The 25,398-nt window shown below is 62.9% G+C and carries 21 protein-coding genes and 2 pseudogenes; 6 read left to right on the forward strand and 17 right to left on the reverse strand.

Features of this window, described 5'->3' with window-relative positions; genetic code table 11:
• Window positions 1-419 precede the first annotated feature (419 nt).
• Window positions 420-1,175, forward strand: coding sequence for a polysaccharide deacetylase family protein (locus AC0L20_RS30590; protein ID WP_473294317.1), 756 nt, complete (start codon window positions 420-422; stop codon window positions 1,173-1,175).
• A 486-nt stretch (window positions 1,176-1,661) separates the two neighbouring features.
• Here AC0L20_RS30590 and AC0L20_RS30595 read toward each other — a convergent pair whose 3' ends face one another.
• The 4 genes from AC0L20_RS30595 to AC0L20_RS30610 form a co-directional block, all read right to left on the reverse strand.
• Complete coding sequence (locus AC0L20_RS30595) at window positions 1,662-3,389, reverse strand: relaxase/mobilization nuclease domain-containing protein (protein WP_473294318.1); 1,728 nt, start codon at window positions 3,387-3,389, stop codon at window positions 1,662-1,664.
• Between the two features lie 241 nt (window positions 3,390-3,630).
• Window positions 3,631-4,326 carry a lytic transglycosylase domain-containing protein gene (locus tag AC0L20_RS30600; protein ID WP_473294319.1) on the reverse strand — a complete coding sequence of 232 codons (696 nt, stop codon included), beginning with the start codon at window positions 4,324-4,326 and terminating at the stop codon, window positions 3,631-3,633.
• Window positions 4,327-4,530: 204 nt separating this feature from the next.
• Entirely contained in the window at window positions 4,531-5,037 is a 507-nt protein-coding gene (locus AC0L20_RS30605) for a S26 family signal peptidase (protein WP_473294320.1), read from the reverse strand.
• Window positions 5,037-5,501, reverse strand: a complete 465-nt coding sequence (locus AC0L20_RS30610) for a DUF2840 domain-containing protein (RefSeq protein ID WP_473294321.1) — start codon at window positions 5,499-5,501, stop codon at window positions 5,037-5,039. The genes AC0L20_RS30605 and AC0L20_RS30610 overlap by 1 nt, the downstream gene beginning before the upstream one ends.
• A 326-nt stretch (window positions 5,502-5,827) precedes the next feature.
• Between AC0L20_RS30610 and AC0L20_RS30615 the strand changes: the two genes are divergently transcribed.
• Window positions 5,828-6,877, forward strand: coding sequence for an IS110 family RNA-guided transposase (locus tag AC0L20_RS30615; RefSeq protein ID WP_473294322.1), 1,050 nt, complete (start codon window positions 5,828-5,830; stop codon window positions 6,875-6,877).
• A 587-nt stretch (window positions 6,878-7,464) separates the two neighbouring features.
• On the opposite strand, the gene AC0L20_RS30620 is transcribed toward AC0L20_RS30615, so the two are convergent.
• The 5 genes from AC0L20_RS30620 to AC0L20_RS30640 all read right to left on the reverse strand — a co-directional run bounded on the left by AC0L20_RS30620 (window position 7,465) and on the right by AC0L20_RS30640 (window position 9,973).
• Window positions 7,465-8,367: a replication initiator protein A gene (locus AC0L20_RS30620; RefSeq protein WP_473294323.1), complete on the reverse strand. Its 903-nt coding sequence runs from the start codon at window positions 8,365-8,367 to the stop codon at window positions 7,465-7,467.
• 3 nt (window positions 8,368-8,370) lie between these two features.
• Window positions 8,371-8,649, reverse strand: a complete 279-nt coding sequence (locus tag AC0L20_RS30625; RefSeq protein ID WP_007605953.1) for a helix-turn-helix transcriptional regulator — start codon at window positions 8,647-8,649, stop codon at window positions 8,371-8,373.
• A 124-nt stretch (window positions 8,650-8,773) separates the two neighbouring features.
• Window positions 8,774-9,295: a DUF2285 domain-containing protein gene (locus AC0L20_RS30630; RefSeq protein WP_473294349.1), complete on the reverse strand. Its 522-nt coding sequence runs from the start codon at window positions 9,293-9,295 to the stop codon at window positions 8,774-8,776.
• A gap of 58 nt (window positions 9,296-9,353) precedes the next feature.
• Complete coding sequence (locus tag AC0L20_RS30635; RefSeq protein WP_317245281.1) at window positions 9,354-9,536, reverse strand: transcriptional regulator domain-containing protein; 183 nt, start codon at window positions 9,534-9,536, stop codon at window positions 9,354-9,356.
• Window positions 9,537-9,694: 158 nt separating this feature from the next.
• Window positions 9,695-9,973 carry a DNA -binding domain-containing protein gene (locus AC0L20_RS30640; RefSeq protein ID WP_148778166.1) on the reverse strand — a complete coding sequence of 93 codons (279 nt, stop codon included), beginning with the start codon at window positions 9,971-9,973 and terminating at the stop codon, window positions 9,695-9,697.
• Between the two features lie 107 nt (window positions 9,974-10,080).
• Between AC0L20_RS30640 and AC0L20_RS30645 the strand changes: the two genes are divergently transcribed.
• Complete coding sequence (locus AC0L20_RS30645; RefSeq protein WP_317245282.1) at window positions 10,081-10,362, forward strand: helix-turn-helix domain-containing protein; 282 nt, start codon at window positions 10,081-10,083, stop codon at window positions 10,360-10,362.
• A 166-nt stretch (window positions 10,363-10,528) separates the two neighbouring features.
• On the opposite strand, the gene AC0L20_RS30650 is transcribed toward AC0L20_RS30645, so the two are convergent.
• The 7 genes and pseudogenes from AC0L20_RS30650 to AC0L20_RS30680 all read right to left on the reverse strand — a co-directional run.
• Window positions 10,529-10,849 carry a DUF736 domain-containing protein gene (locus tag AC0L20_RS30650; protein WP_007605948.1) on the reverse strand — a complete coding sequence of 107 codons (321 nt, stop codon included), beginning with the start codon at window positions 10,847-10,849 and terminating at the stop codon, window positions 10,529-10,531.
• A gap of 554 nt (window positions 10,850-11,403) precedes the next feature.
• Complete coding sequence (locus AC0L20_RS30655) at window positions 11,404-11,886, reverse strand: hypothetical protein (protein ID WP_473294325.1); 483 nt, start codon at window positions 11,884-11,886, stop codon at window positions 11,404-11,406.
• Window positions 11,887-12,020: 134 nt separating this feature from the next.
• Window positions 12,021-12,944 (reverse strand): DUF2493 domain-containing protein, encoded by a 924-nt coding sequence (locus tag AC0L20_RS30660; protein WP_473294326.1) that lies wholly within the window; start codon window positions 12,942-12,944, stop codon window positions 12,021-12,023.
• Between the two features lie 330 nt (window positions 12,945-13,274).
• A complete protein-coding gene (locus AC0L20_RS30665; protein ID WP_473294327.1) occupies window positions 13,275-14,336 on the reverse strand; it encodes a DUF7146 domain-containing protein in 1,062 nt (353 codons plus the stop codon).
• Entirely contained in the window at window positions 14,336-18,649 is a 4,314-nt protein-coding gene (locus tag AC0L20_RS30670) for a strawberry notch-like NTP hydrolase domain-containing protein (protein ID WP_473294328.1), read from the reverse strand. The genes AC0L20_RS30665 and AC0L20_RS30670 overlap by 1 nt, the downstream gene beginning before the upstream one ends.
• Window positions 18,650-18,833: 184 nt before the next feature.
• Window positions 18,834-20,944 (reverse strand): annotated as a pseudogene (locus AC0L20_RS30675) (ParB/RepB/Spo0J family partition protein).
• A 107-nt stretch (window positions 20,945-21,051) separates the two neighbouring features.
• Window positions 21,052-21,357: pseudogene (locus tag AC0L20_RS30680) on the reverse strand (zincin-like metallopeptidase domain-containing protein); the annotation flags it as partial.
• A gap of 147 nt (window positions 21,358-21,504) precedes the next feature.
• On the opposite strand from AC0L20_RS30680, the gene AC0L20_RS30685 reads away from it, so the two are divergent.
• The 3 genes from AC0L20_RS30685 to AC0L20_RS30695 are packed head-to-tail and all read left to right on the forward strand — an operon-like array spanning window position 21,505 to window position 24,517.
• On the forward strand, window positions 21,505-22,716 hold the full coding sequence (locus AC0L20_RS30685; protein ID WP_354101608.1) for a tyrosine-type recombinase/integrase: 1,212 nt from the start codon (window positions 21,505-21,507) through the stop codon (window positions 22,714-22,716).
• Window positions 22,713-23,654 carry a tyrosine-type recombinase/integrase gene (locus AC0L20_RS30690; RefSeq protein ID WP_473294329.1) on the forward strand — a complete coding sequence of 314 codons (942 nt, stop codon included), beginning with the start codon at window positions 22,713-22,715 and terminating at the stop codon, window positions 23,652-23,654. Before AC0L20_RS30685 ends, AC0L20_RS30690 begins: the two co-directional genes overlap by 4 nt.
• Window positions 23,651-24,517, forward strand: a complete 867-nt coding sequence (locus AC0L20_RS30695; protein ID WP_473294330.1) for a tyrosine-type recombinase/integrase — start codon at window positions 23,651-23,653, stop codon at window positions 24,515-24,517. The genes AC0L20_RS30690 and AC0L20_RS30695 overlap by 4 nt, the downstream gene beginning before the upstream one ends.
• On the opposite strand, the gene AC0L20_RS30700 is transcribed toward AC0L20_RS30695, so the two are convergent.
• The gene (locus AC0L20_RS30700) at window positions 24,408-25,376 is read right to left on the reverse strand and encodes an ArdC family protein (protein ID WP_473294331.1); all 969 of its coding nucleotides are present in this window, start codon (window positions 25,374-25,376) and stop codon (window positions 24,408-24,410) included. The two genes, AC0L20_RS30695 and AC0L20_RS30700, sit on opposite strands and share 110 nt — an antisense overlap.
• Window positions 25,377-25,398: the final 22 nt, after the last annotated feature.

The following is a 25,398-nucleotide window of genomic DNA, read 5'->3' on the forward strand; positions in this document are numbered from 1 at the left end:
GCTCAGAAAGCGACTGGAAGAGCCGGCGATTATCCTATCCTTGCGTGACCGTCGCGGCTTGGCGGATTCGCCCTTTCTCTGATCAACCGGTGCTCGTAGCGTTCTCTTTCGGAAGTTGTTGTGCTCGACACGAGCGACTTGGCGACCTCTCGACAAAGCCTAAGGTAGGGCCAGGATGCTTCCCAGCAGAGAAGGCACCAGAAATAAGTTCAACCATTAAGAACGCCGCGTTCATCGCATCAGCCGGGGCCTAACGACGCTTTTTGGTCCGATATGCCATTGATGCGCAGAAATCCCGCTAGCGACATCGAATATCGTACGGCGCGCACGGCGTTTGCGCAGCAAGCAAAGTCGCGCCGGGGACGACGGCAAACAGGCGTCTGAACAGATTGGCATCATGGCTTGCCGGCGCTGCGAGCGTGGTGTTTCCCTGCAACGGCATCGCTGGCGCGGCCGACTGCCAGCGGCAGGACGCATTGGGAACGTCGCGCGTACTCGCTGTCGATCCGAGGGCCTATCCGCGCGTGGGATCGAATGAGTTTCCGACGACCCTTCCTCTGGCAGATCACGAGGTCGTACTCACCTTCGATGACGGTCCGAGGCCGCCGAACACACAAAAGGTGCTGGAAGCGCTCGCGCAGGAATGCGTGCGGGCCACCTTCTTCCTTGTCGGCAGATCCTCGGCAGAATTTCCCGGGCTCGTCCGCCGCATCGCCTCACAGGGCCACAGCATAGCGCACCATAGCTGGTCGCACCACATGATGTCCAAGATGCCATTCGAACAGGCAATGGACGATATCGATCGCGGCATTGCGGCTGATGAGCTCGCACTCGAGGGCGTGTCGACCAACGTCCCTTCGACGCCATTCTTCCGCTTTCCCCATTTCGACTCGTCGCCTGCAATGCTGGACGCGTTGCAGTCGCGCGGAATCGTGGTGTTCGGAACCGACCTTTGGGCGAGCGATTGGGAAGACATTAGCCCAGACCAAGAGCTCATGAACGTGATCGTGCAGTTAGAGAGCGCGAGAAAGGGCATCATCCTCCTGCATGATGCCCAAGCCCGCACCGCTGCAATGATACCGGCCTTGCTGCGATATCTGCACAAGAACGGATATCGGGTCGTGCATTTGGTACCGGCTGTCCAGGCCGACAAGAAGGCTGAGACGCGCCATTAGGCTAGCATGCGCCTTTTCGACATCACGTGTGGCAGCTTCCTGATGATAATCCTTTTGAGTTTGCTGCAGGCTGGTGATGGCCGAGAGTGGCAGCTGCTCTTTCCGATCCTAATGAGGATTCAAATCTCAATTGGTGCAATGCATGCTGAGTTGACGGCTAAATCCTGCGTCCGAATGGCAATACCGATGCATTCTAACTGGTGGGCTGATGTCGGCGTGTACAAGGGTTGGCCTAAGGTCGTCGGCCTACATTCCACTGTTACGACTTGATGAAGCCAACCGCCTCAACATTGATCGGGTAGGATCGTCTCAAAACCTCATAAACTCTGCCGGCTCTCGTTGAGAAATGGAGATCCAGTCGTCATGCCGGACCAAGATTGCTCCCTTGACGCGAACAGGGTTCAGGTTGAATAGGAACGATGTGCGACTCAATGATAGCCCGCCGTGCCCAGCAACTGCCGGCGCCCCAAAGCAGAATTCGACGGGTCAGAGCGCGAGCCCCCGTTTGCGTCCAAAGCTCCACTCGACATTGGCCGGTCCCGCGATGCCGCTTACTTGTTTTCCTAGTTGGTGCTCAAGTGAAGGCGTCCACGGCACGAGCTGGAAACCAAGCCCATTGTCGATCATGGCGAAACGTCCAGAGGTCAACGATAGGCGCCGGCGATAGACCCCCGAAATCTGCTCACCTGCATCGGCGGCCAAATGCGCAAGCCCTGATTCCTCGGCCAGACCTCGTCCGACGGCTTCCAACTCACGGCGGCGAAGGGTCTCGACCAAATTGCGACCCAGTGTGACCTTTTCGCCGTTACGGCGAGCAAGTCCCTGCTCTGCCAGGACGTCGATCCGCCGCTCGAGCGCGGTCCGCACCTCGGCGCCAAAGCCAGCGCGCGAGAGATCGGTAGGCTCGCGTGCCACAAGCTGTCGGTCGAGCCAGGTCGCTCCCTCCGCCGAGACCTGCTGCTCGAGCGCCACGTCCGAGCGCACAGCGAGGGCGATCCGGGCTCGACCGCGCGCATCGTCAAAGCGCCGGAGCTCCACAATGGCGTCGATCGGCCCGTTGCTAGCCGACTCGATATCGGGGAGTTTCAGGTGATGCACGCGCCCGTCGATCCCGTCGACAATGGCGAACGCCGTGCCCCTGAGTTCGTCGTCGAGCCCGCGCGCCATAAGACGGCCGATGACCGGTTCGCCATGGCGTTCGCCCTCGAGTGCCCAGGACGAGGGCGCGCGCGCCGGGCCATCCTTCGCGATTGTATTGTGCAGCCGCTTGATGATGTCGCCGCGCTCGCCGAGCGCACGCAGCCGCGGCTGGGCGTCTGGGGCCAGTACCCACTGCGCAGAACCGGCGGGCGCGGCCACGCCGAGCCGCTCGAGTGTCCGCATCCGCCCGATGCGAATCTCCCGTAACGGGTCGCCCCCGGCAATCCCGTCCGGCCTCAGATCGATCACCCCGTCGGCCGCACCCGCTTCCCGGGCAAGCGCCCGGTCGAGCCTGGTCCAGCGTTCGGCCGTCACCTCCGCTTCAAGGACTTGGCGGATCTCGAGCTCCGATCGCGGGCCAAGCTCGCGCGTGACGAGATCGCCGGCGCGGGCGCGCAAGCCCGTCGAGATATAGTCTCGGCTGATGACGAGGTCATTTCCGTCATCCGCGCGGCCGCGCACCAGGATGTGGACATGCGGGTGCTCGGTGTTCCAATGATCGACCGCAACCCAATCGAGCCGGGTGCCGAGGTCGCGCGAGGCCTGATCCATCAGCTCCCGGGTAAATATCCGCAAGTTCGCGAGTTCGCCAGCATCGTCGGGCGAGACGATGAACCGGAAGTGATGCCGGTCGCCCTCGCAGCGCTCGGCGAACGCGCGGCCGTCGGCGTTATCGCCCGTCGCGTCAAAGAGCTTGCCCGGTGTCCCATCGCGGGTGACCCCGTCGCGCTGGAGATAACCGATATGCGCGCGCAGCGCGCCCGGCGAACGCATCCGGCGCACGACCCGCGCCTTAACCATGGCGGATCGCGCGCGGTTGTTGAGGAGCCGCGTCGCGGCAAGGCTCGCCGCGCGACCGCGCCCAAACTTGCTGCCACGGCTGCGGCTACCCCGCGAGAGACCTCCGGCCTTCTGAGCAGCCCTTAGCGTCTGCGCCAAGAACGGCTTCGTCCGGGGCGCGCGCGTCGAACGGATGCGGCCTGGGCGAATGCGGAAATCGTCGTGACCGGTCATCGTGCCCGCTGCAACCTGTCGAAAACCGGGCAACAACGGGGAGTTAGCGCAAATCGCAAGTTGTGTCGCCCATTCGCAATGTTTTCCGGGTCATTGAAATCGTTGCAGTTTCGCCCACAACCGACCGGCCGCACCTTGCGGCTTTTATCCTGCCCTCCCCGGTGGCTCACTCCCGGCTCTCTGCCGACCGCTCTCAAAGTTGCGACCAGCTTCGACATCATGCGACGAAATGCGATTGCGATCATCGGGACTGCACCTCGTCTGATCGCCGCACAAACAGGCCCGTCGCGCGAGGGACGAGTGCAGTCGTACCCGCCTTAGGCGCTGCTTTCGACGACTTCATTGTGCGGACGCCAGATGCCGAGTTGCCCTCAGGGGATAAGCTCTCGAACCGCTCAACAAGGACTGGCGCTTGCTGCCACGCCGCCAAGCGTCTGGCAGCCGAACCACCGCTGTTGCGCTGCTCAATGCCGATCAATGGTACGAGTCTAGCGATGTAGATTTGTGTTTCATCCGGAAGCGGTCGGCCGGTGGCCAGGTGCTCCTCGTACCGCTTTGGTCCCGCATTGTAGGCTGCGAGAAACCCTTCCGATCCGAAGCGATCGAGCATCTCGCGAACGTACGCTGCCCCAGCCATAATGTTGTCGCGAGGATCAAACGGATCGATACCGAGATCGTGACGGACGCTCAGCTCGACCCAGGTCGCCGGCATGATTTGCATCAACCCGAGCGCTCCCCGAGCCGATATGGCGTGCGCATTCCCGCCGCTTTCAGCCTGCATGACGGCACGAATCCAGCGCTCCGGGATCGCGAACCGATGCGAGGCTTCGGTCACGAACGCGGTGTATGCAAGGCCAGGAAGCAGGTTTGAGGAGCGCGCAGCTTGTGCGCGCGATCCAACCTCCGCTCTGCCGGCCGATGGCGCTGCGAGCGTCATGAGAATTCCCAGAGCGCAAGCAGTGGCTCCCGATAGCAATGTGCGGGCAGCCGCCAAGGACAAAGCTCTTCCCGGCCGCCACTGAGCCGGCGCGAGACGGCCGCGCCGCGTGCCGATTGCCGGCAATTTGGCCGGGATGGAGCAATGATGTTGCGATCGGCCGAACACAGAAACCGCAAGCCAGTGGAGCAAATCCGGCATTCGTCAGTCCTCCTTGGTCCACACCGGTACCGCTTGCCCGATGACGGCTGAGCTCGGGAGTGGTCCAAAATATCTGCCGTCAAAGGACTCCGGCGACTGCCAGTTCATGAGAAAGACCTCGTCCTCGGCAAGGACCCGGCAGCCCTGCCAGGCGGGCAACGGCCTGCCACGGCGGTCGCGCTCGCGTGCGTGGCCCATTTCGATGCTGTCGACGAGGATTGTGAGTCCCGTTCTGCAGACGGTTTGTCCGGGCAACGCCAGCACGCGCTTGAGCATCGGAAGACCGCTCGGCAAATAGCCGTTGAAGTCGAGGAAGCTCGCAAGCGGCTCCGGTGCCCGAACGGCCACGAGCTCAGTGATGTGCAATCGGGCGGTCCCTTGCAAACGGTAGAGACCGATCGGCACACTTCCGGATGCGTTCCAGATGTACGACAGTGAGGTGTCGGTGACCGGCCAAAGCGCGAGCGTTGTGGCCCCACATATCGCAAGGATGATCCTTAGCCGTCCCATCAGAGCACCATCCTGCGCCGGCGGAGCCACGCCTGGTGGCGCGCACGCGTGTAAGGTCGTGGCGTTTCGTTGACGGAAAGGCGGTTGTGGACGTGATGCCAGTATTCGGGGGCCGCATCGGCAGGATCGATGCCGAGTGACTCCACGGCATCGATCAACTGGAGAACGCGCTCGACCTTTCGCCAGCCCGCCAGTCGCAGCAGGCTTTCGCCGCCAGGGCTGACCCAAGGCACGGTCGAATACCGCTGCCCCGGTGTAATCGCGCGCAGAATGTCGATTCGAGACAGGATGGTCCCGAAGTCATTGGAGGTCCAGCGCACGAACGCAAAGATGCTGCCGGGAACGAACGAGAGAATGCGCCGGTGCTGGTCAATGATCTTCTCCGATACAGGCTTGCCGAACCTGATTCGGTTCTCGATCCGCTTTTCGAGCCACAAGAGCTCAACAGTCATGAGGTCGCTCACCCGGCTACTCCATAGTTCTGAGTGAAATTTTGGACATGCCAACGGGTGCGCTGTCGCCAGCGCATCGACGTCAGAGCCTTGGTTTCGGCAGAACGGTTGCGATGATGCGCCGATGATCGGCGTTGTCGAAGCGCTGCAGCGTTCCTGCTGCTGCCGAGAATCACAGCCGAGTGGCTCCAATTCGTTAGAAGGTATCCGAAGGAGAGTACGTTAGCCGGGGTACTGACCGGTGCCCCTTCGCCGGCCGTGGTGCTGCGAAAATGCTGCACAGCGATTCGCGAACGGAACGCGCGGTGCGTGCCGGCGATCGGCGGTGGAGGCGCATGATGGACGTCTATGCAGGGCTTGATGTGTCGCTGGAGGCGACGAACATTTGCGCGGTGGACGGCGACGGCAAGGTGGTCCGGGAGGCGAAACTCGCGACCGATCCGGACGCGATCGAGCTGTTCCTGGCGGAGTGGGGAATCCAGCTGAAGCGCGTCGGGCTGGAAGCGTTCTCGTACAGTGCCTGGCTGTTCACGGCGCTGTCCGACAAAGGCCTGCCCGTGATCTGCATCGAGACCCGGCATGCCAAGGCGGCGCTGAACGCGATGCTGAACAAGACCGACCGCAACGACGCCAGGGGCATTGCCCAGATGATGCGGACCGGCTGGTTCCGCGCGGTTCACGTCAAGTCGGAGAGCGCACAGACGTTGCGGGCGCTGCTGGTCGGGCGCAAGCCCTTGCTCGGCAAGGTGCTGGACATGGAGAACATGATCCGCGGCCTGTTGCGCCCGTTCGGCCTCAAGGTCGGCGAGATCTCGGTCGGCCGTTTTGAGGCGCGGGCGCGCTATCTCCTGGCCGGGAAGAAGGAATTGGAAGCGATCGTCGCGCCGCTGCTGGACGCCCGCGATGCGATGCGGCTGCAGTTGGCAAATCTGCACTGCCTGGCGCTGGCGGCCGCACGCGGTGACGAGGTGGTGCGGCGGATGATGACCGTGCCCGGCGTCGGCGCGCTGGTGGCGCTGACGTTCCGCGCCACCGTCGATGATCCGGCGCGATTCCGGAAGTCGACCAATGTCGGCGCCCATTTCGGCTTGACGCCGCGGCGCTATCAGTCCGGCCAGACCGACCGGATCGGCAGCATCTCCAAATGCGGCGATGAGCTGACACGGGCGATGCTGTACGAGGCGGCGATCGCGATCATGACGCGCATTCCAAAGAATTTTAAGCTGCGGCTGTGGGGCCTGCGGCTGGCCAGGAAGAAGGGTCTGAAGCGTGCGACGACCGCGGTGGCGCGCGCGCTCGCCGTGCTGCTGCACAAGATCTGGATCGATGGCACCACGTTCCGGTTTGGCGCCGGCGGCAAGCGCGGCCGGGTCGCTGCGGCGGTGTAAGGGCCTCCGCGACCCGGCCGCTTCCACGCGCGCCTTTTCCTTCCGCCACGGCGGAGCGGCGTCTCCCGAGGAGACGGGGATCTGGGTGAGATCGCAACTTTTCTTGCCGGCGGCTTCATGACGAGGTTTGAAGCCATCAAGCACGGCGCTGGTTAGCCTGACCGCCCTTTCCTCAGATTCCGGCTTGTGGTGGCCATCGTGCCAACCACGGATGTTAGCGAGTTCTCCTCGACGAGCGAGTGGCTGCAAAAGGACGTGACGCGCACCTGGCGATGATGTCGACGCCAGCGATCGCGAAGATTTGCGCGCGATCGCGTTCGCGCGCGCAGATTGGAGATAACAATCGTATTGCAGCGAAGCTTTGCGCGTGAGAGACTGGATGCATGAGGCATCCTCGTTGCACGCGCTGCCGACTTGTTCACAATGTACTGATTCACAACAGGAAGTTAGTATCAGTATGTTAGGAAAGTTACGGGAGCAGGAAGTCTTGGAGCCGCAGAACCTTAGCTTTGTTTCCGGTCCCCGATAGCACGAGCATCGCGTCCCCGATGGCACGAGGGTTCTGGTCCCTGATAGCACGAGTGAATTCACAGCTTGTCCCCAGCAGGAAGGACGACGCCGCGCTTGCGCAGTCGCTTGCTCGACGGGCCGATGGGGACTGGTGCGAAATTCAGTCGCTCGGCGCCGTTTGGGTCCTGCGTGATGATAAGTTTGTAACCCGGCAGCGTCTGCCGACGGACGATCTGGCGCAGGTCGTAAGCAAAGTGCTTGATTGGCGATAAGCTGCCGGATTTGGCGTGGAGATGTACGACGCCGAAGCTCCAACCACCATTCTGACGGCCGCCGTGCTTGCGGACGAGGCGATAGAGCCAGCGCTCCAATCCACCGGTCAGATCGAAATAGGCGCGGTCAATCGTCAGCACGAGCGCTTCATCGAGAACGCCCGTGTAGAACCAATCGGGCAGGATCAGCTCGATTCCACGGGCATGCCCGTGCGGATCGGCAGTTTCTTTCCATTCGTTGATCCAGGAGAAGCGATGCCGCCGCCGTTCGCTCGGCTGCCGGATCGATGTCATCACAGTGGTCGATTGCAGCCGGTCGAGCGCAGCCTTCAGGCGGTCGTAGTCGCGCACGCTGGTGCCGCGGCCGACGAAGGTCAGGATCTCGTAAGGGGTCGCTGCCATCAGGCGGGACGTTTTCAGGCCGGCATCACGGGCTTCGACAATCTGCGAGGCAGCCCAGATCAGAACGTCCGCGTCCCAGATCGTCGCCATGCCATGTTCCGGCACGGCTTCGACACGAATGGTGATGGTGCCTGCGCGGAAATCGATGGGAACAATACGCCTCGACTTTGCCAGCGAAAAGAACGGATACGCCATCAAGTCTTGTGCGTCCCGTGGCGCCAGATCGCCCGGGAGGGCGCGAAACAGATCGAGTTGGTCGCGCTCTGATCGCCGCCTGCTGCTTGCAGTGGAGTTGCTGTCCGGCATGGGTCAGCGCCGCTCCTTTCCGGCATACGGAATGGGTGTGTGCCGTTTCGCGGGCAGGACCGTGCCTGTGCCGGGATCGCTGGTGGACGTTTTGGCGCCACGGTCAACCCACGCCTTCAGGTCCTCGATCGCATACACAACGCGACCGCCGAGCTTGCGGTAGGTCGGGCCTGTCCCATAGGTGCGGTGCTTTTCCAGGGTTCGGCCGGAGAGTCCGAGAAAGCGCGCCGCCTCGGGCGTGCGCAGGTATCGCGGCGGCAGGCCGGCGTTCGGATCGGGCATTTGCGAGGCTCCGTGGTCGTCTGGAGCGCGGCCGGCTCGGCCCGCGCGTCGACGGTCACGATGGCGCAGTCAGCGTGCCAAGGGGGATGCCGAAGATCGAACGATGATTTTCGGCACCCCTGCTCTACTCCTTGCGAGATGAAGGACGTAGCAATGCGCGATAGCCGCCGCGCATCAGAGCCAAACCAGCCTGCACCAGGCGGATGGTCCGGCTGCGCAATTCGTGGGTTTTCCAGGCGCGCTCGGGGATGCGTTTTCGGCCGAACAGCACCTCGGCGATGACGCGATAGGAAGCACCCTCCATGTGTCCATCGAGCGCACGCAGCACCAAGACGAGTCGTTCGCGCCGCTGCGCCGAAATCTGATGAAAGGGAGGTCCCGGCGGGCGGCCGTTGATTGTGCGCCACAGCCGATGTGAGGCGTGGGCGCGGATCTCAAAGTCCGCATCGAGCGGCAGTTCGGCCGCATAAGAGACACCAAACTGCAGCGCCTCTTTCAGCCAGAGATGATGTTGTGCCCCTTGAATGCGCAATACGGCATGCCAGCCGTCAGATGCCTGTCTGATGGCGCCCGATGAAAGGTCGGCAAGCTGTAGCCCCGCGCCGACCGTTTTTGAGCCGGACGCGCTGCGAACGACCGGCACCACCGTCGGCAACGCCTCAGGTGCCCAGAAGATAGTCTGTTGGTGAAAGGACCCCTGCGGGTCATGGGCGAAAGCAGACGCCCCATCTCCTTCGGAACTCGGAGGTCATCTGGGATCGATTTTCACGATAGGAAGCTCGATAGTTCGGGCTGCGCCGCAGTGACTCCCAGGCGAAATCCGCCATCTCGCCCGACTTGATAGCGTGCTGATACGCCTCCGGTGAGCGCCAGTCGAACTCAGACATTGCTGTTATCTCCTGCCGTAACTCGATTGCGGCGCAATGTCTATGAAGCTTGGGATTGTCGGGGAAGTCACCAATTATGCATTGCGTGATGCCTGCAGGCGATCACGCGTCAGCGGGGAAATCTGTTCTCAAGTGCGAATTCTTCATGACAGATTTTGCTATTTAGGAGCGCCGCCGCGAAGCAAGTCACGGTAGCCGTGGTCTGCCATCCATTTTGCGCGGGCCAGATGACTATCAAACGCATTGCGAGCGCGATCCGGTTCACGATCGGGATCGATGTGCAACACGATCCGGGTCACTTCTTTCCAATCCGCGCCATCGGCTTCGGCATCAAGAAGTCGCCAGTACGTCACGAGATGCTGCTCGTCATAGGTCGTCAGCACCGGCTCATGCGGCGCAACATCCGCGACATCGGGATCTAACGGTGGCTTCGTCATGTAGGCTTATGCGCGCACTTCGCTAATCTGCATTGTAAGCGAAACTTACCAAAATAGTTCGGTTATAGCCAGTGGTTTGATGGTCTGCCTAATGGCTGTTTGAGCGCATGAAAGCTCGTGCGCTCGTTGCCTGGAATGTGCGCCGGATCCGCGTGGATCGCGGTATTCCGCAAGAGCAACTGGCCTACGATGCCGGGATCGACCGCTCATATATGAGCGGCCTTGAGCGGCAATCCGAGAATCCGACAATTGATCTTCTCGACCGGCTCGCCGAGACGCTAGGCGTTCATTTATCTGAATTCTTTGTTCAGCCACCCAGGGGAGCGGCCACACCCAAGACATTGCCTAAGGGTCGCAAGTCAGCGCGTCTGCGTTCCAAGAAGCAATAGCATCTGGGCGAGTTCAAGCCATGCGGACAAGCGCCACGTAAGTGCGTGTCTTAAACTTGAAAATCGACGCGACCAAGCCGGTCCAGCTGCAGCTTTGCTCGGTCGGCTTTTCTCCAAGAGGGAGCCCCGCCCGAGGTCGTCGGGAGGGGCTTGGCGGTAATGAGCCTCACTCTCCGTTCTTGCGCGGCCGCGACCAGAGCAAGGTGTAGCCTTCGCCGCCTTCCTCATCGAACAGGTTCGCGTAGATCGGCGCGTTGAACGAGGGGTCGTCGAGCTTGAGCGAGAGGTAGTCGCGTCCCTCTTCGGAGCGCTTCGACCAGGCTGCCCCGATCTCCGCCCGGCCTACATAGATGCGGTGGCTGGGAGCGTTGTCGTTGGAGCGGTTGGTCTCGGCGACGATGCGGACGCCCTTGGCCTGCAAGCTCAGGGTGATGATCTCGCCCTGGAAATCGTTGCCGACCTTCTTGAAAGAACCGATGTTAGCCATGTCTCTTCTCCTGTTGTGTTTCGAGCCCGCGACCACCGCGGCCTCGATGGCGATCTAGAGGCCGAAGACGATTGGCGACGCACCCGCTCGCGGGCCGTAGCGCAGCGGAGGACGTCGTTGTGGCGACTTTCTTGTCTCGCGCGGAATGGGCGAAGCCCAGGGGAAGAAAGTCGCGTCAACGGCGTTGCGGCTCAGACGATCGAGGCGCAGCCGGTCTTCGGCCAGATCAAGCCATCAAAGAGGCCACGTGGTCCGCGTGCTGAACCGCAATCTTAGGAAGAAGACTGGCGAATCTCGGTTGCGCTGAACAAGGGGTTGGTACGGTTCGGCGCAGAAAGAGAAACAATCTGCCGCAAAGGGCGGTATCGTCCCGGAAGGAATGATCGAACGGAGCGCGTCGCTTCACCGCAGCTATGTGGGCCAGACAGAGACCGGTACGGCTTGCTTAAGCGCCCCGAGGAGGGAACGCGGTTACCTCTCGCTCAAGCTCGATGATCCCTCGTTCAACGTGACGCCCTGTGCCGTCTTGCTCGGCCGATGATGGCGACGAAGCCTCACCGCTCGTGCGCGGCGGCTGTGAGAACTGGTTCAGGCGCATTCTCCACCACCCCGGCCGACTCCGACGGGAGGGTCCCCGCAAAAACGACCAAGCGTGTCCATGCCGTGCCGCCGATGCAAACCGCTCCTAGGCATGCGAACGCCTCGCGCCAAGCCAATGAAGGCACCCCGATCTGCGACAGGGCAAAAATCACCTGATAGCCGGCGATCGCTGCAGGGACCGTGAATACGGTTGCGATGGCGACGCGCAAGGTCAAGGACCGGCTAACGGCGACGGCGACCTGACCAGCGGCAAGCGTCAGCGTGCCAGAAGCAATTCCGATAAGCAGTGCGCCGAAGACGCCCGCGCCATGACGAAATACCAACATCCCGACACTGAGTGCGACGAAAAATGGCAGGGCATACACAGCGAGCGCAAAGATGGCCCAGCAGAACAAGCCAATGCCGAGTGTGTTGAGAACAAGTCCAAGCGCGAGCATGGTGGTGGCTCCATGTGCATGGATTTATCGATCGCGCCTTCCACCACCACCACGGCGCAGTTTTGGATGTAAAAACGAAACGAGGCGGAGTTGCGGCGTGCAACTCCACCTTGGCGTCTTGGAGGCGACGGCGCTCACGCGCCGCCGAACCTCCAGACGGGAATGCCGAGCCGCTTCGCCTTGTCGGCGAGATTGTCCTGGATTCCCGTGCCCGGGAAATGCATGACGCCGATCGGCAGGAGTTCGAGCATCGCATCGTTGCGCTTGAACGGCGCCGCCTTGGCGTGTTTCGTCCAATCGGGTTTGAAGGCGATCTGTGGCACCTTGCGATTGGTCGCCCATTTCGAGGCGATCAGTTCGGCGCCTTTCGGGGAGCCGCCATGCAGGAGGACCATGTCGGGATGCTTGGCATGTACCTTGTCGAGCCGATCCCAGACGAGGTGGTGGTCGTTGAAGTCGAGCCCACCGGTGAGTGCGATTTTCGGCCCTGGTGGCAACATGACCTCAGTCTCGGAACGACGCTTGGCGGCGATGAAGTCGCGGGAGTCGATCATTGCCGCGGTGAGCGTTCGGTGATTGACCAATGATCCCGACCGAGGACGCCAAGCTGAGCCGGTGTTGACCTCAAATCGCGCGATGGCCTGATCCCGGAACAGTTCCAGGCAATTGCGGCGCTCGATCAGCGTGATGCCTTCGGTCGTCAGGCGCTCGAGTTCGACCGAACGTACTTCGGAGCCGTTCTGTTCGCGCTGGCTTTGGTGCTGCGCCTGCTCGTTGTCGTCGAGGTGGCGTTCGATGCGATCGACGGCACGGTGGAACAGGTTCACGGTCGACCAGAGCAGATCGTCGAGGTCCGGCTCGAGCCGCGTGTCGTTCAAGGTCGCAACCAGGGCATCGAAGATATCGGCCACGGCGCCGGCGATCATTTTGTCCTCCGGAAGGGGTCTTGGATCGGGCTGGTCGTCGAAGGGGCGGTAGCCGAAGAGCTGCAATTCGGTGAGGACGTGGTCGGTCGGGGAAGAGGCATGCGGCGGTTCGATGTCGTCATGGTCGGTCATGGAAGGGTCCTTTGCCGGATCGGCCGCGACCATCGCGGCCTTCGTGGCGATCCTCTGACGGCAGGCGGAACGGGCCAGAACCCGACAGGGCCGAAGCGGTAGCGGAGGATGGCGGAGGCCGGCTATTTTGCTTCGCGATGCAAAGCGCGCTGGCCACATGCACAATGTGTCTTTCCGTCGCTGGCGCGCGGCGGAAAATAGCCGGACGCAGCCATTGCCGGCCCGGGCCGCTTGCCGTCCGATCGCCCTCTAGAAGGCCGAGGTCGCGTTCTCTTCCGGTATTGGCCTCGCCTACGACCGGCCGATACACCGTCGATCGGAGACCAAGAGCTATTCCGCGGCCACCGTCGACGAATGCAGAAAGCGAACGACGTCCTCTGGCACGAGCTGAAGCCGCAATGCTGCTCGGAGGGCGTCGAGGCCGAAGACATGCAGATCTTCGTTGAAGTCGCCCAGCTGGGGCGACAGTACGACCGCTTCAATGCCGGCGTCTGCTGCGCGCTGGCTGAGAATTGCCAGCACCGCATCACCGGCGGCATCGGCATCTCGCGCAACATAGAGCCGGCGCAGGCTAGACGGGAGCATCATGGCTGAGAGGTGATTGGCCGAAAGCGCAGCCGCCATCGGCATGCTCGGCAGCACGTAGCGCAACGACAGCATGGTTTCGATACCCTCGCCGGCAGCGAGCACGTCGTCCACCACGCCGAACCGAACGGCATTGCCGAGAAGGTCGCCCATGGCGCGTCGTGGAGTATCGATCGGAGCCTTGCCGAGCCGAACACGATCGAAGCTGTCCGGATCGAGCCAGGTGCGATGTACGCCGGTGATCTGTCCTTCGAGATCCGTGACGCAGGCGATCATCGCCGGCCAGGTCTCGGTCGGCAGATGATCGTCCGGTCGATAGTAGCAGCGTGGATGGAAGCGCAGGCTGCCACCATGGTGGATGCGCCCTATTCCGCGACGCTGCAAATATGCGTCGACCACGGTCCCCTCGATCGGTTGCGATATGACAAAAAGCCGTCTTGCCGTCTCTTGCGATCCAGCCGGTGCTAATGGACGAAAGGGTTTCGGGACGAGTTCCGGTTCAGTACGAGGCAGCCTCAGAAATCGCCTCGCCTCCTCGGCGACTTCGTGGAAGTCTCGCAAAGCCAGGCTTTCGCGGATGATGTCGAGGAGGTCGCCATGTTCCCCCGTTGCCGCATCGGTCCACTTGCCCGCCGGCCCCTTCGGCGATTCCTGGAGCCGCACGAATAGCGAGCGGCCCGGGGTGTTGTGGACGTCGCCGACCAGCCAGTACCGGCCCGCCCGCTTGCCATTGGAGAGATAGTGTCGGCACACCGCCTCCGCCTCGCGCGCGAGGCGGCCTGCCAGTTCGGAAGCATCGCGGGGCATCAGGCGGCCTCCCGCTCACCGATGCGCGCAACCGGATAGGTATCGAGCACCTTCGACAGGATCTCGACGCCGCTCGCGTCCGTCGGCACGAACATGCGCAGCTTCCAGGAGATGATCTCTCCAAAGAGGCCGTAAGCCCGCAAGCGATCGCGCATGGTGTCGTTGAAGCCCGAGAGTTCGATGCGGTGTGCGCCCATCACTCGGACACGGCGAAGTTGGAGTCCCTCCGCAAGCTCGAGGACGGTCCGTCCCTCCATCAGCGCGGCGAAGGCAGCGTCCGGCGTCAACGCCGGCGCGTCCGCCGCAAGGGCATTCGCGACCCAGGTCGCCGAGACCTTGCGGCCGATGATCCGCTCACCCGCATCGGTCTGCAGCCGATAGACCCGGGTCGACTCGTTCGGCAGCCGCGTCCAAATCGGCAGCAGCAAGCCGGCCACGACGTGGATCGTGCTGTCCGTGAACTCGGGCACCTCGGCAAGCTCCGCGAGCCAAGCCGCGGCGAAGCGTTCACGGTCCGCCCCGACCCAATGGCTTTCCGCCATCATGTCGAGGGGGATGCTGTGCTGCTCCATCGGCCGGATCAGGCGGACGCGCCGCTCGATCTCGCCGTCGTCGAGCATAAAGCTTGGGGCTGGGACATGCACCGCGGCTCGCCCCGAGCGCTCATTGATCATCAAGACAGCACGAAGATCGGAAAGACGACCGAGAGCGTCATCCAGGCTCACAGGATGATTGCGCTGGCGCTGGGTGATCGTGAGCAGCCGGGTCTCGGCGCTTGTGCTCGGATGGACGTAGATCGTCCGCCGATCGGTGACGACAAAGCTCTCAGCTCGGAGCGTTTCCAGCCCGACGTCATAGCTGCCCGACGCGACCGCGCCGTCGATCCGATCGGTCAACAGCTGCTCGAAGACGGTGAACAGGATATTCTGAAGATCGATCGTGAGCGCCAGCAACCTGTTCAGGAAAGTCGTGATCGGCGGCAGGTCATCCCTGAGCCCATTGGGATCCGTGAGCTTCAGGCCGGTCGCATCCTCGAACCTCTCGAGCAAGCAGCCCTCGACCTTGCCGCGCGCGAGCAGCGTGTGGAGTTGGCGCAACGCATCACGCCCGTACTGACTTTCGAGATTGTTCTCGGGCCGGAACAGGCCCTGCCCTCCGGTCTGGCGCTGGCCGCGCGTGATCGCGCCCAACGTGTCGAGCCGACGGGCAATGGTGCTCAGAAATCGCTTTTCGGCCTTCACGTCGGTAGCGATAGGACGAAACAGCGGCGGCTGCCCCTCGTTGGTCCGGTTGGCGCGGCCGAGCCCCTGGATCGCGGCGTCCGCTTTCCAGCCGGGCTCGAGCAAATAGTGGACGCGCAGGCGGCGATTCCGCGCCGACAGCTCGGCATGGTAGCTCCTCCCCGTGCCGCCCGCGTCGGAGAACACGAGGATCCGCTTAACCTCATCCATGAAGGCCGACGTCTCGGCGAGGTTTGCGGAAGCGGCCCGGTTTTCAACGACCAGCCGGTCTCCTTTGCGAACGATACGGCGCGAGCGGCCGGTCACTTCGGCGACCATGTCGGTGCCGAAGCGCTGGACGACCTGGTCTAGCGCCCCAGGCACCGGCGGCAGCGAGGCGAGCTTCTCGATGAGGCGGTCCCGGCGGGCGACGGCCTCCCGGCTCTCGACCGGTTGGCCGTCGCGATAGACGGGCCGGGAGCAGAGGTTGCCCTCCGAGTCCGAGAAGGGCTCGTAGAGCTGGATCGGAAAGGAATGGGCGAGGTAATCGAGGACATACTCGCGTGGGGTGATGTCGACCCGGACGTCGCCCCACTCCTCGGTCGGGATCTCGGCGAGCCGGCGCTCCATCAGCGCTTCGCCCCTCGAGACAATCTGGATGACGGCGGTATGGCCGGCGTCGAGATCGCGTTCTATCGATCGGATCAGCGACGGCGTCTTCATCGAGGTCAGGAGGTGGCCAAAGAAGCGCTGCTTGGCGCTCTCAAAAGCAGATCGCGCGGCCGATTTGGCCTGGCGGTTCAGCGTGCCGGTCTCGCCGGTGATGTTTGCGGCCCGCATCGCGGCATCGAGATTACTATGGATGACGCTGAACGCGCCCGCGTAGGCATCGTAGATGCGAACCTGCTCGGGCGTGAGCTGGTGCTCGATGAGCTCATAGGCGACGCCCTCGTAAGAGAGCGAGCGGGCCGTGTAGAGACCGAGCGCCTTAAGGTCGCGCGCGAGGACCTCCGTGGCGGCGACGCCACCCTCCTCGATCGCCTCGACGAACTCGGCACGCGTGGCGAACGGGAAATCGGCGCCGCCCCATAAGCCCAGCCGCTGGCCATAGGCCAGATTGTGCACGGTCGTGGCACCGGTCGCCGAGACATAGACGACGCGGGCATTCGGCAAGGCGTGCTGGAGCCTCAGCCCCGCGCGCCCCTGCTGGGAGGCCGCCTGGTCGCCGCGCTCGCCCTTCTGGCCTGCCGCGTTCTGCATCGCGTGGCTCTCGTCGAAGACGATCATTCCGTCGAAGTCGGAGCCCAACCATTCGACGATCTGCCGCACGCGCGAAAGCTTCTCGCCGCGCTCGTCGGTGCGCAGCGTAGCGTAGGTGGTGAATAGGACGCCTTCCGCGAGCCGGATCGGTGTGCCCTGCCGGAAACGTGACAACGGCGTCACCAGCAACCGCTCCATGCCGAGCGCGGACCAATCGCGCTGCGCGTCTTCGGTCAACTTGTCGGATTTGCTGATCCAGACGGCACGGCGCCGCCCCTTGAACCAGTTATCGAGCAGGATGCCGGCGACCTGCCGCCCCTTGCCCGCGCCGGTGCCGTCGCCCAAAAACCAGCCGCGGCGAAAACGCACGGCATTCTCTGCGTCGTCGCGCGCGGCCGCCACCACGTCAAAGGTCGCATCGACCGTCCAGGAGCCCGCAAGAAATTCGGAATGCGCCTCGCCTGCATAGATGACACTTTCAAGTTGGGCGTCGGACAGGATGCCGTCCGCCACGACATTGGCCGGCAGATGTAGCCGATGCGACGGCTTCGGCGGCGCGACCGAGGCCATCGCGGCAGACTGCACGAGTTTCGTCGGAAGCGCACGCGAGTCCGGAATGCGGATCGCCTGCAGTCCATATTCCTCATAAAGCGCGTCGGTCAGTCGGGCGCCTTCGGGCGGCGACCATTCGACCGTCTCGTTGATCAGTTCTACGCCTTCGGGCGCTACGCGGCTCGAAGCGGACGATGGGCGTGGCGCAAATGCGCCGACCACTCGTGATACTGCAGGGCGCCTGATGACGTCGACCGCTATCGGCGTCGCGATGGGCAGCCTCGGCGGCACATACTGGGTCACCCAGTCAAGCAAGGTGGCGACATCGCGAAGTGAAGCCGGAAGGACTTTCGAATCTGCGGCGGGCAACTTGTCGATCACAAGCAGCCTTGTGTCGGTCTGCGTTCCGTGTTTCGCATAGACCGCGCCGTCGATGGCGACAGAAAATACCACCCGCCCGCTCTCCTGGAGACGAACGAAGGCGTCTCGCCACGCCGGATTGTCCGGCGCAAAGCTCGCGCCGGTAATGGCGACCAGACGCCCGCCATCGCAAAGGCGCGCCAAGGCTGAGGCGATGTGCCGGAAAGCCGCGTCCGCCATCCGTCGATCGACGTTCGCCAACGCGGAGAACGGCGGGTTCATCAAGACGACGCTCGGTACGACACTCGCATCGAGGTGATCATTGATCTGGGCGGCGTCGAACCGCGTGACCGTAACCTTGGCAAATAGTTGGTCGAGCAACGCCGCGCGGGTCTCGGCCAGTTCGTTCAGTACCAAGGTGCCTCCAGCGAGCTCGGCAAAGATGGCGAGCAAGCCGGTCCCCGCAGAGGGCTCCAAAACCCGATCGGACGGCGTGATGCCGGCCGCGGTGCATGCGGCGAGCCCAAGCGGGATCGGCGGCGAGAATTGTTGAAGGGCCTGGCTGTCCTCCGAGCGGCGTGTGTGGGTGGGAAGAAGACTGGCGATCTTCGCGAGCATCGGCGGCATCGCGGCCGTCGAGTCAGCCTTGGTCCGGATGGCCGGACCGAACTTGCGAAGGAACAGAACGGTTGCCGCCTCGCAGACATCGTAGGCGGTCTTCCAGTTCCAGACGCCAGTGGCGTCGGAAGCGCGGACGGCAGCTTCCATGGCGCCGCGCAGGACAGCGGCATCGATGCGCCGGCCGCGCTCGAGATCGGTCGAGAGCTGTCGGGCGGCCCTGACGGCGGCGGAGGTGAGAGATGCAGCGGCGCGCATCGAGAGCGGCGCGGCGGCCGCGCCGCCGGCGAGAGATTCGGTCATGGCAGGGTTCTTTCGGAGAGCAGGAAACGGGTCGAACCATCAGGTGCTCTCCTTAAGACCCGACGGCTCAAACCCTTCCCGGCCCGGCTCTCCCTCTCAGCTCTCGCCCATAAAAATGGGGACCGGCACGGCACACCGGTCCCCAAGCAATTGCCGGACGGCCGGAGCCGTCCCTTCTGCGATGTCACTCAGCCGCGTCGAGCTGTTGCGGATCATCGTCGCTCGCGTTGTCCCGATCCTCGTCCTCGGCGAGGAATTAGGGCAGCGGGCCCGCTTCACTCTCCTGCTCCCCTGACGCCGCATTGGGATCGACAAGACGCAGTGGCTCCGGCAACCAGCCCGAACCATCGAGAAGACGCTCGGCCTCCTTGGCCATGTCCGCCTTTTTCAGGTGGTCGATCAGTTGCGCGGACGATTCGCCTCTTGCTTCCCGCACCGCCTCCAGAATGCGCGGCTTGGTGACCCGGCCGAGATAATTGTCGACGGAGGGCTTCCAGCTCGCTTGAACCATGTCGAGGCCGGGCCGGCCGCTCGTGCCAGCACGTCAGCCCGGGCGAGCCGGGTGCGGACGCCGGGGGCGGATACGCGGCCCTGATTGTAGCGGTTGGCCGGCTCATGGACGGCGTTGACCGCAAATGACGCACAGTGAGCGAACAGGGATGCCTGTGCGGCGCCGTCGAGGGCTGTGAGCGCATCCCAGAGATCATTCTCGCCCTTCGGCAACCGTGCTTTCCAGGAATCGTGCCGGGCCTCCACGGCCTTCGCGGACGCGCTTTCCCTCAAGCCAGTCGCTTGAGCCGGAAAGGTCGGCGTGCGAAGGCTGATCTCAAGGCAGCTTCCGGTCGATGCGAACCGGTAAAAAGCCATCAGCACGAAGTTGTACAGCACCGCCTGGAACGCAATTGCAGGATTTTCCGCCAGCGCATCCCGCAATGCCAGCGTGCGATGCGCTGTCAACTCCGTGATCAGGCGACCCGGCAGAGGTTTGGTCGCGTCCTCGTCATCGTCTTCAGTATCAGCAGCGCTGCCAGCAAACGCGATGACCGTGCGCTGGACGGAGCTACCTGCCTCCTTCGCCTCGATCCATTGTGTATCGGCGCCCTGACCGACATCAGGATCGACCGCGGCCACCTCGTCCTCCGGCCGGACGTAACCCCGATCCACCGAGAGGCGCACTTCGAAATCGATGCTGACGAAGACGCCGGCGCGGGCGATCTCGGCCGGATCGTAAACCATCGGCCGGTCTTCGAACGCGAGTAGTGCCGTCTCGATTTCGCCGAGACGCTGGTCGACGTCGTCGGGCAACTCGATAGTCGGCTTCAAGCTTGGCTTGCTCCGCGCCGAGGGTGTCGACGGTGGCCTGATCCTCCAGGGAAAGATCGACAGGTTTGCCGTCGATTTTGCGCAGGGCCTCCGTGTGGCCGTAGGGGAATTCGACGGCGACCGAAATCCACTTCCAGCCTTCGGCTGCAATCGTCTCGGCTTCGGCTTTGAGCTTTTCTGTCACGAGACGGTCGAGCAAAGCAACGTCCTGAAGCCAACCGCCATCATCGTGCTCGAACAGATCCCGCAAAACGCCGCCACCAGCCTGCTCGTAAGCATCCAGCCCAATGAACTAAACGCGGCGATCGGACGCGCGCACGGTATTTTCCGTGAGCATTCGCCGGATCTGATAGGACTCATCATAGCCGGATCGGCTGACGTTCTCCCAGACCTGCTCCTGCCTGGCGTGGTCGGCTGTAACAGAGAAAGCCATGAGCTGCTCGAGTGTCATGCCGTCTTCGGCATAGACGTCGTGGAGCTTTGGCGACACCGACGCCAGCCGGAGGCGTGGCTTCACGACGGCCGGTGTCACGAAATGCCGGGCAGCGATATCCTCGTCGGACAATCCGGAGCCACTCAAGGTCTGGAATGCCCGGAACTGATCGAGCGGATGAAGCCCAATTCGCTCGCCATTCTCCGCAAGCGAATCGTCCTCAGCGATGCCCCCTCTCGCACAACGCAAGGAACTGCCTGGGTCTTTGCCATGCGCTTCTGCTTGACGAGAAGCTCCAGCGCCCGATAACGCCTGCCGCCTGCCGGCACCTCGAACATGCCGGTTTCATTGCCTTCGGTGTCCACAACCGCCCGCACATTTAGACTTTGCAGCAGCGTACGCTGCGCGATGCTTTCAGCGAGCTGCTCGATGGAAATGCCCGCCTTCACATGCCGGACGTTGGACTGGCTGAGGACCAGCTTGTTGAACGGAATGTCGCGTGAGGGGGACAGCGTGATCTTTTGGACAGCCTTCGTCATATCGATTCTCCACGACGGGCAGCCGAGAGCCTCTCTCTCGACCTCCAACCCGTCGCGGAAACGCCCCTGCCCTCTCACTCTCGTGCTCGCGGTGACGGAGGAGAACCTCACGCCGCTTCCTGATCCGCTCTTTCCGTGGTGATGTCGACAACCACTTCCGGCAAGAATCCAAGGAGATAGTCCGCGACCTTGCTGGCCTGGGAAGCGGCCCGGACAATTGCACGATTGTCCTCGCGCAAGACTTCAAGCCACGAGCCGATATAGTCGGCGTGCCGCACCGTGGGCACGATACCGAGCGAGGCGCAACCGAACGCGGACGAGATTTCCGCAACCAACTCCTCGAAGGCGTACTTCCTGGTACCAAAGCTGCCCGACAAGTCGCGGTTGAGACGTGATGGATGGCCGCTGGCATGCACGTTATGCCGATATCGGCATAAGGCGCATAATGCCGCGATCCAGATTATGCCGCATCTGCTCGGCTGGGCCCGGTTGGCGGCATGATCCCGCCAATCCCATTCGGCATAATCTTCGTCGCTCCAACAACAAGGAGCACGAAGATCATGTCTCAATATTTGCAGACCTGCATCGAGCCGCATCTTGGCTCGTTCGCAGCGAGTTTTGCGGCGGAGAATTACAGCGCCGGCACGGTCAAGACCTACCTATCGATCCTACGAAAGGTGGGTCACGCGATGGATGTCCAGGGCATCGGTCCTTCAGCGTTGACGCTCGATATGGCCGAGCATCTGGGACGCAAGGTGCCGCGTAAGAAAACCGGCACGATATGGCCGTATAGGTTGGTCCGCCGGTTCGCGCAGCATCTTCTCGATATCGGCGTGACGCATCCAGTGCCGTTGAGCGAGGCGCAGCAAGCGCGTGCGGCCCTACTGGCGGACTTCGAGACCTATTTGGTCAAGCATCGCGGCCTTAGTCCGCGGACGATCTATCACACGCTGCGGTTCGCCAACCGGTTCCTCGATCATCGCTTTGGCGATGCGATGGTTGATCCGGGGCGGTTGCGGCCCGCCGACGTGATCAGCTTCCTTGAGCACGTAATGGCAAGTGCGCGGCGCGACAAGACGGTAGCGACGCATGTTCGTATCTTCCTGCAATATCTGTTCGGCAGTGGCGCGACAGCGACCAATCTAGCTCTGAGTCTGCCTAGAACGGCGAAACGCTGGGGAGCACGACTGCCGCGCCATCTGGTGCCCGAGGGCGTTGAGGCGGTGCTCGCCTGCGTGCGCCACAACCCGCGGCACGGGGCTCGGGACTATGCGATGCTGCTCATCATGGCCCGGCTTGGCTTGCGTGCTGCCGAGGTCATCGCGATCCGGTTGGACGACGTCGACTGGCGCGCGGGCGAACTCTTGGTTCGTGGCAAGGGCAAACTCCACGATCGCGTGCCGATCAGCTCGGAGGTTGGCGATGCGCTGAGCCGCTATCTGCGCGAGGAGCGCGGCCCCACGTCCTGCCGCATGATGTTCGTTACCCATCGCGCGCCACATCGTCCGTTCAATGACGGCCAAATCGTCAACGCCGTCCTAAAGGATGCCCTGAAGGCGACCGGCCAGAAACCGGTGACGCCCTATGTGGGATCGCACCTGCTGCGTCATAGCCTTGCGGTCCAGTTGGTGAACTCGGGTGCATCGCTCGACGAGGTGGGCGACGTGCTGCGGCATCGCTCACGCACATCGACCATGATATATGCCCGTCTCGACATAGATGGGCTGCGATCGATAGCAATGCCCTGGCCCGTAGTGGGAGGCGCGCAATGAGCCTCACCTCCCAACTCGATCGCTATCTGGCCGTGCGGCGCAGCCTCGGCTACGACCTGAGCACCAGCGAGCGCATCCTCCGCCGCTTCACGCGGTTTGCCGACCGCGAGCGTGCGACGCATATCGACACGGCGCTGTTCCTGCGCTGGCATGCTACGCTCGACGAGGCCAACGGCAGGACGCGAGCGGCGCGGCTTACCGTCGTGCGCCTCTTCGCGCAGTGGCTAAGTAGCTTCGAGCTGGCGCATGAAGCCCCGCCCCGGGGATTGTTGCCGAATACCGTGATGCGCTCCCGACCGTATATCTACAGCGACGCGGAAGTCGCTTCGATCATCGCGGCCGCAATGGCACTTCCGTCGATTTGCGGATTGCGCGGGCTGACCTGCTCGACGCTGTTCGCACTCATCGCGATCACGGGCCTGCGCGTCAGCGAGGCGCTCGCGCTCGATGGAGACGACCTCGATGCCGATAGTGGTGCGTTACGCGTCCGACAAGGTAAGAACGGTAAGGAGCGACTGCTGCCGCTCGACCCCAGCGCCGTCGAGCGACTGCTAGACTATCGCGTCAAACGCGACCGGTTGATCGGTCATCCGGCGAAGCCGATGTTCATAACTGACAAGGCGACTCGGCTCACCGACTGTGGGGCCCGCTACAACTTTGCGCAAGCATGCCAGCAGATCGGATTGCGATCCGAGCAGCAGTACCAGCGTCACGGCCGGGGACCGCGCATCCACGACCTGCGCCACACCTTCGCCGTGCGTACGATGATCAACTGGTACCGGACTGGCAAGGACCCGGCGCGCGAGATGATCCGGCTGACGACCTATTTGGGTCATAGCAACCCTTCTGGAACATATTGGTATCTGGAGGCGGTCCCGGAGCTGCTCGATCTAGCGATGGGCCGCGCCACCGCGAGCGGCGGGGAGATGGCACAATGAGCACCATCGCCTTACCTGCGCTGATCCAGCGCTTCTTCACCGAGCGGCTTTGCACGCAACTGGAGGCGAGCCGACATACGGTCGCTGGCTATCGCGATACGTTCCGGCTACTGCTCAGGTACGCGAGCACTCGCCGCAACAAGCCGCCCAACCTGACGGTCGAAGATATCGACGCCGATCTGGTCGCGGACTTCCTCGCCCATACCGAGACCACGCGGGGCAATAGCGCCCGCAGCCGCAACACCCGGCTCGCGGCGATCCGATCGTTCTTCCGCTTCGTCGCGATGACCGATCCGACCTGGCTACTACACTGCCAGCGTATCCTGGCCATGCCCAACAAGCGCTATGTGAAGCGTGCAGTTACGTTCCTCGATGCCGACGAGATGGCGGCGTTGCTGGCGGCTCCGGATCGCACCACATGGGCGGGCCGGCGCGATCATGCTCTGCTGTTGCTCGCAATCCAGACAGGCCTGCGAGCTTCCGAACTGGTCGGCCTTACCCGGGGCGATGTCGCGCTTGGAACCGGCGCTCACATCCGTTGCATGGGCAAGGGCCGCAAGGAGCGCGCCACCCCACTTCGCCGCGAGACAGCCAAGCTGCTGGCGACGTGGATCGGCAACGACAAAGACCAGAGCAAGCCGCTGTTCCCGTCGATCCGGGGCGAACGGCTGAGCCGTGACGCTCTTGAGCATCTGGTCCGCAAGCACTGCCTCACGGCGTCGCGCGCGTGCCCGAGCATCGGCACCAAGCGGGTCACACCGCATACGCTGCGCCACAGCACGGCGATGGACCTGCTCCATCATGGCGTCGATCCTGCGGTGATCGCGCTCTGGCTTGGTCACGAGAACGTCGAGACCACCTAGATCTACATCCACGCCGATATGCGGATGAAGGAAAAGGCGCTCGCTCTCGTCGCCGCACCATCCGCGCCGCCGGGTCGGTTCCGGCCGGACGACAAACTGCTCGCGTTCCTTGAAGGGCTCTGATTATGCCGAACAGCCGCATGGCCAACACCGGGATATCCAGCCTCCAACAGAGGCCATGCGGCATAATCTGGATCGCGGCATTATGCGCCAATTCGTGCAGGGCCGTTCGATGCCAATTGATCGGTTCGAAATAGGCTTGCGGTGGGGGCACCTGCACATAATCTTCCGTCGGCGCATAGAAGGCGCGGTTGCCGCCGATCCGGAAGTCGATGCCGCTCGCCTTGATCAGAGCATCGACCGTCGGCTCGATCATGCCGGGTGGCGGTGGTGGCGCAGCGGTTACGATGTCCGAAGCCAGCCCGTCGCATTGATCGAGATTGAAAACTGTGAAGCGCTTCAAAAATGGAACAGCTTGTGCCTCTTCGCCGGTCTCATGTGCGCGGCGCTTTTCGTCGACCGGCACAAAGCGGTCGGCATAGACGACGGTCGTGCCGCGCTCGCCCTTGCGGACGTGACCACCGAGCGACAGCGCCTGGCGGAAGGTAAGCCAGCTCTGACCGCTGGATCCACGTTCCGTGGCGGTACCCCAGAGAATTAGAATGTTTATGCCGCTGTATTGACGGCCGGACGCTGCGCTTTTCGGCATGGCCAGAGGCGCCTTCGCCGCCGCGGTACCCCAAGGCTGCACCCATGGCACTCGGCCAGCCTCCAGTTCGGTGATGATCTTGTTGGTGATTTCGTCATAAAGGTTTGCCCGGTCCTCACCGGTGCGCGCCCGAGTATGGTGTCTGGACATCGCGGATCTCCGCGACGGGCGC

This window comes from Bradyrhizobium sp. Kon58 (assembly GCF_055807455.1).

Coding starts and splice junctions, on each gene's coding strand:
- AC0L20_RS30595 (WP_473294318.1), bottom strand. CDS start 3,389: ATGACCGGTCACGACGATTTCCGCATTCGCCCAGGCCGCATCCGTTCG.
- AC0L20_RS30600 (WP_473294319.1), bottom strand. CDS start 4,326: ATGACGCTCGCAGCGCCATCGGCCGGCAGAGCGGAGGTTGGATCGCGC.
- AC0L20_RS30605 (WP_473294320.1), bottom strand. CDS start 5,037: ATGGGACGGCTAAGGATCATCCTTGCGATATGTGGGGCCACAACGCTC.
- AC0L20_RS30615 (WP_473294322.1), top strand. CDS start 5,828: ATGGACGTCTATGCAGGGCTTGATGTGTCGCTGGAGGCGACGAACATT.
- AC0L20_RS30620 (WP_473294323.1), bottom strand. CDS start 8,367: ATGCCGGACAGCAACTCCACTGCAAGCAGCAGGCGGCGATCAGAGCGC.
- AC0L20_RS30625 (WP_007605953.1), bottom strand. CDS start 8,649: ATGCCCGATCCGAACGCCGGCCTGCCGCCGCGATACCTGCGCACGCCC.
- AC0L20_RS30635 (WP_317245281.1), bottom strand. CDS start 9,536: ATGTCTGAGTTCGACTGGCGCTCACCGGAGGCGTATCAGCACGCTATC.
- AC0L20_RS30640 (WP_148778166.1), bottom strand. CDS start 9,973: ATGACGAAGCCACCGTTAGATCCCGATGTCGCGGATGTTGCGCCGCAT.
- AC0L20_RS30645 (WP_317245282.1), top strand. CDS start 10,081: ATGAAAGCTCGTGCGCTCGTTGCCTGGAATGTGCGCCGGATCCGCGTG.
- AC0L20_RS30650 (WP_007605948.1), bottom strand. CDS start 10,849: ATGGCTAACATCGGTTCTTTCAAGAAGGTCGGCAACGATTTCCAGGGC.
- AC0L20_RS30655 (WP_473294325.1), bottom strand. CDS start 11,886: ATGCTCGCGCTTGGACTTGTTCTCAACACACTCGGCATTGGCTTGTTC.
- AC0L20_RS30660 (WP_473294326.1), bottom strand. CDS start 12,944: ATGACCGACCATGACGACATCGAACCGCCGCATGCCTCTTCCCCGACC.
- AC0L20_RS30665 (WP_473294327.1), bottom strand. CDS start 14,336: ATGCCCCGCGATGCTTCCGAACTGGCAGGCCGCCTCGCGCGCGAGGCG.
- AC0L20_RS30670 (WP_473294328.1), bottom strand. CDS start 18,649: ATGACCGAATCTCTCGCCGGCGGCGCGGCCGCCGCGCCGCTCTCGATG.
- AC0L20_RS30685 (WP_354101608.1), top strand. CDS start 21,505: ATGTCTCAATATTTGCAGACCTGCATCGAGCCGCATCTTGGCTCGTTC.
- AC0L20_RS30690 (WP_473294329.1), top strand. CDS start 22,713: ATGAGCCTCACCTCCCAACTCGATCGCTATCTGGCCGTGCGGCGCAGC.
- AC0L20_RS30695 (WP_473294330.1), top strand. CDS start 23,651: ATGAGCACCATCGCCTTACCTGCGCTGATCCAGCGCTTCTTCACCGAG.
- AC0L20_RS30700 (WP_473294331.1), bottom strand. CDS start 25,376: ATGTCCAGACACCATACTCGGGCGCGCACCGGTGAGGACCGGGCAAAC.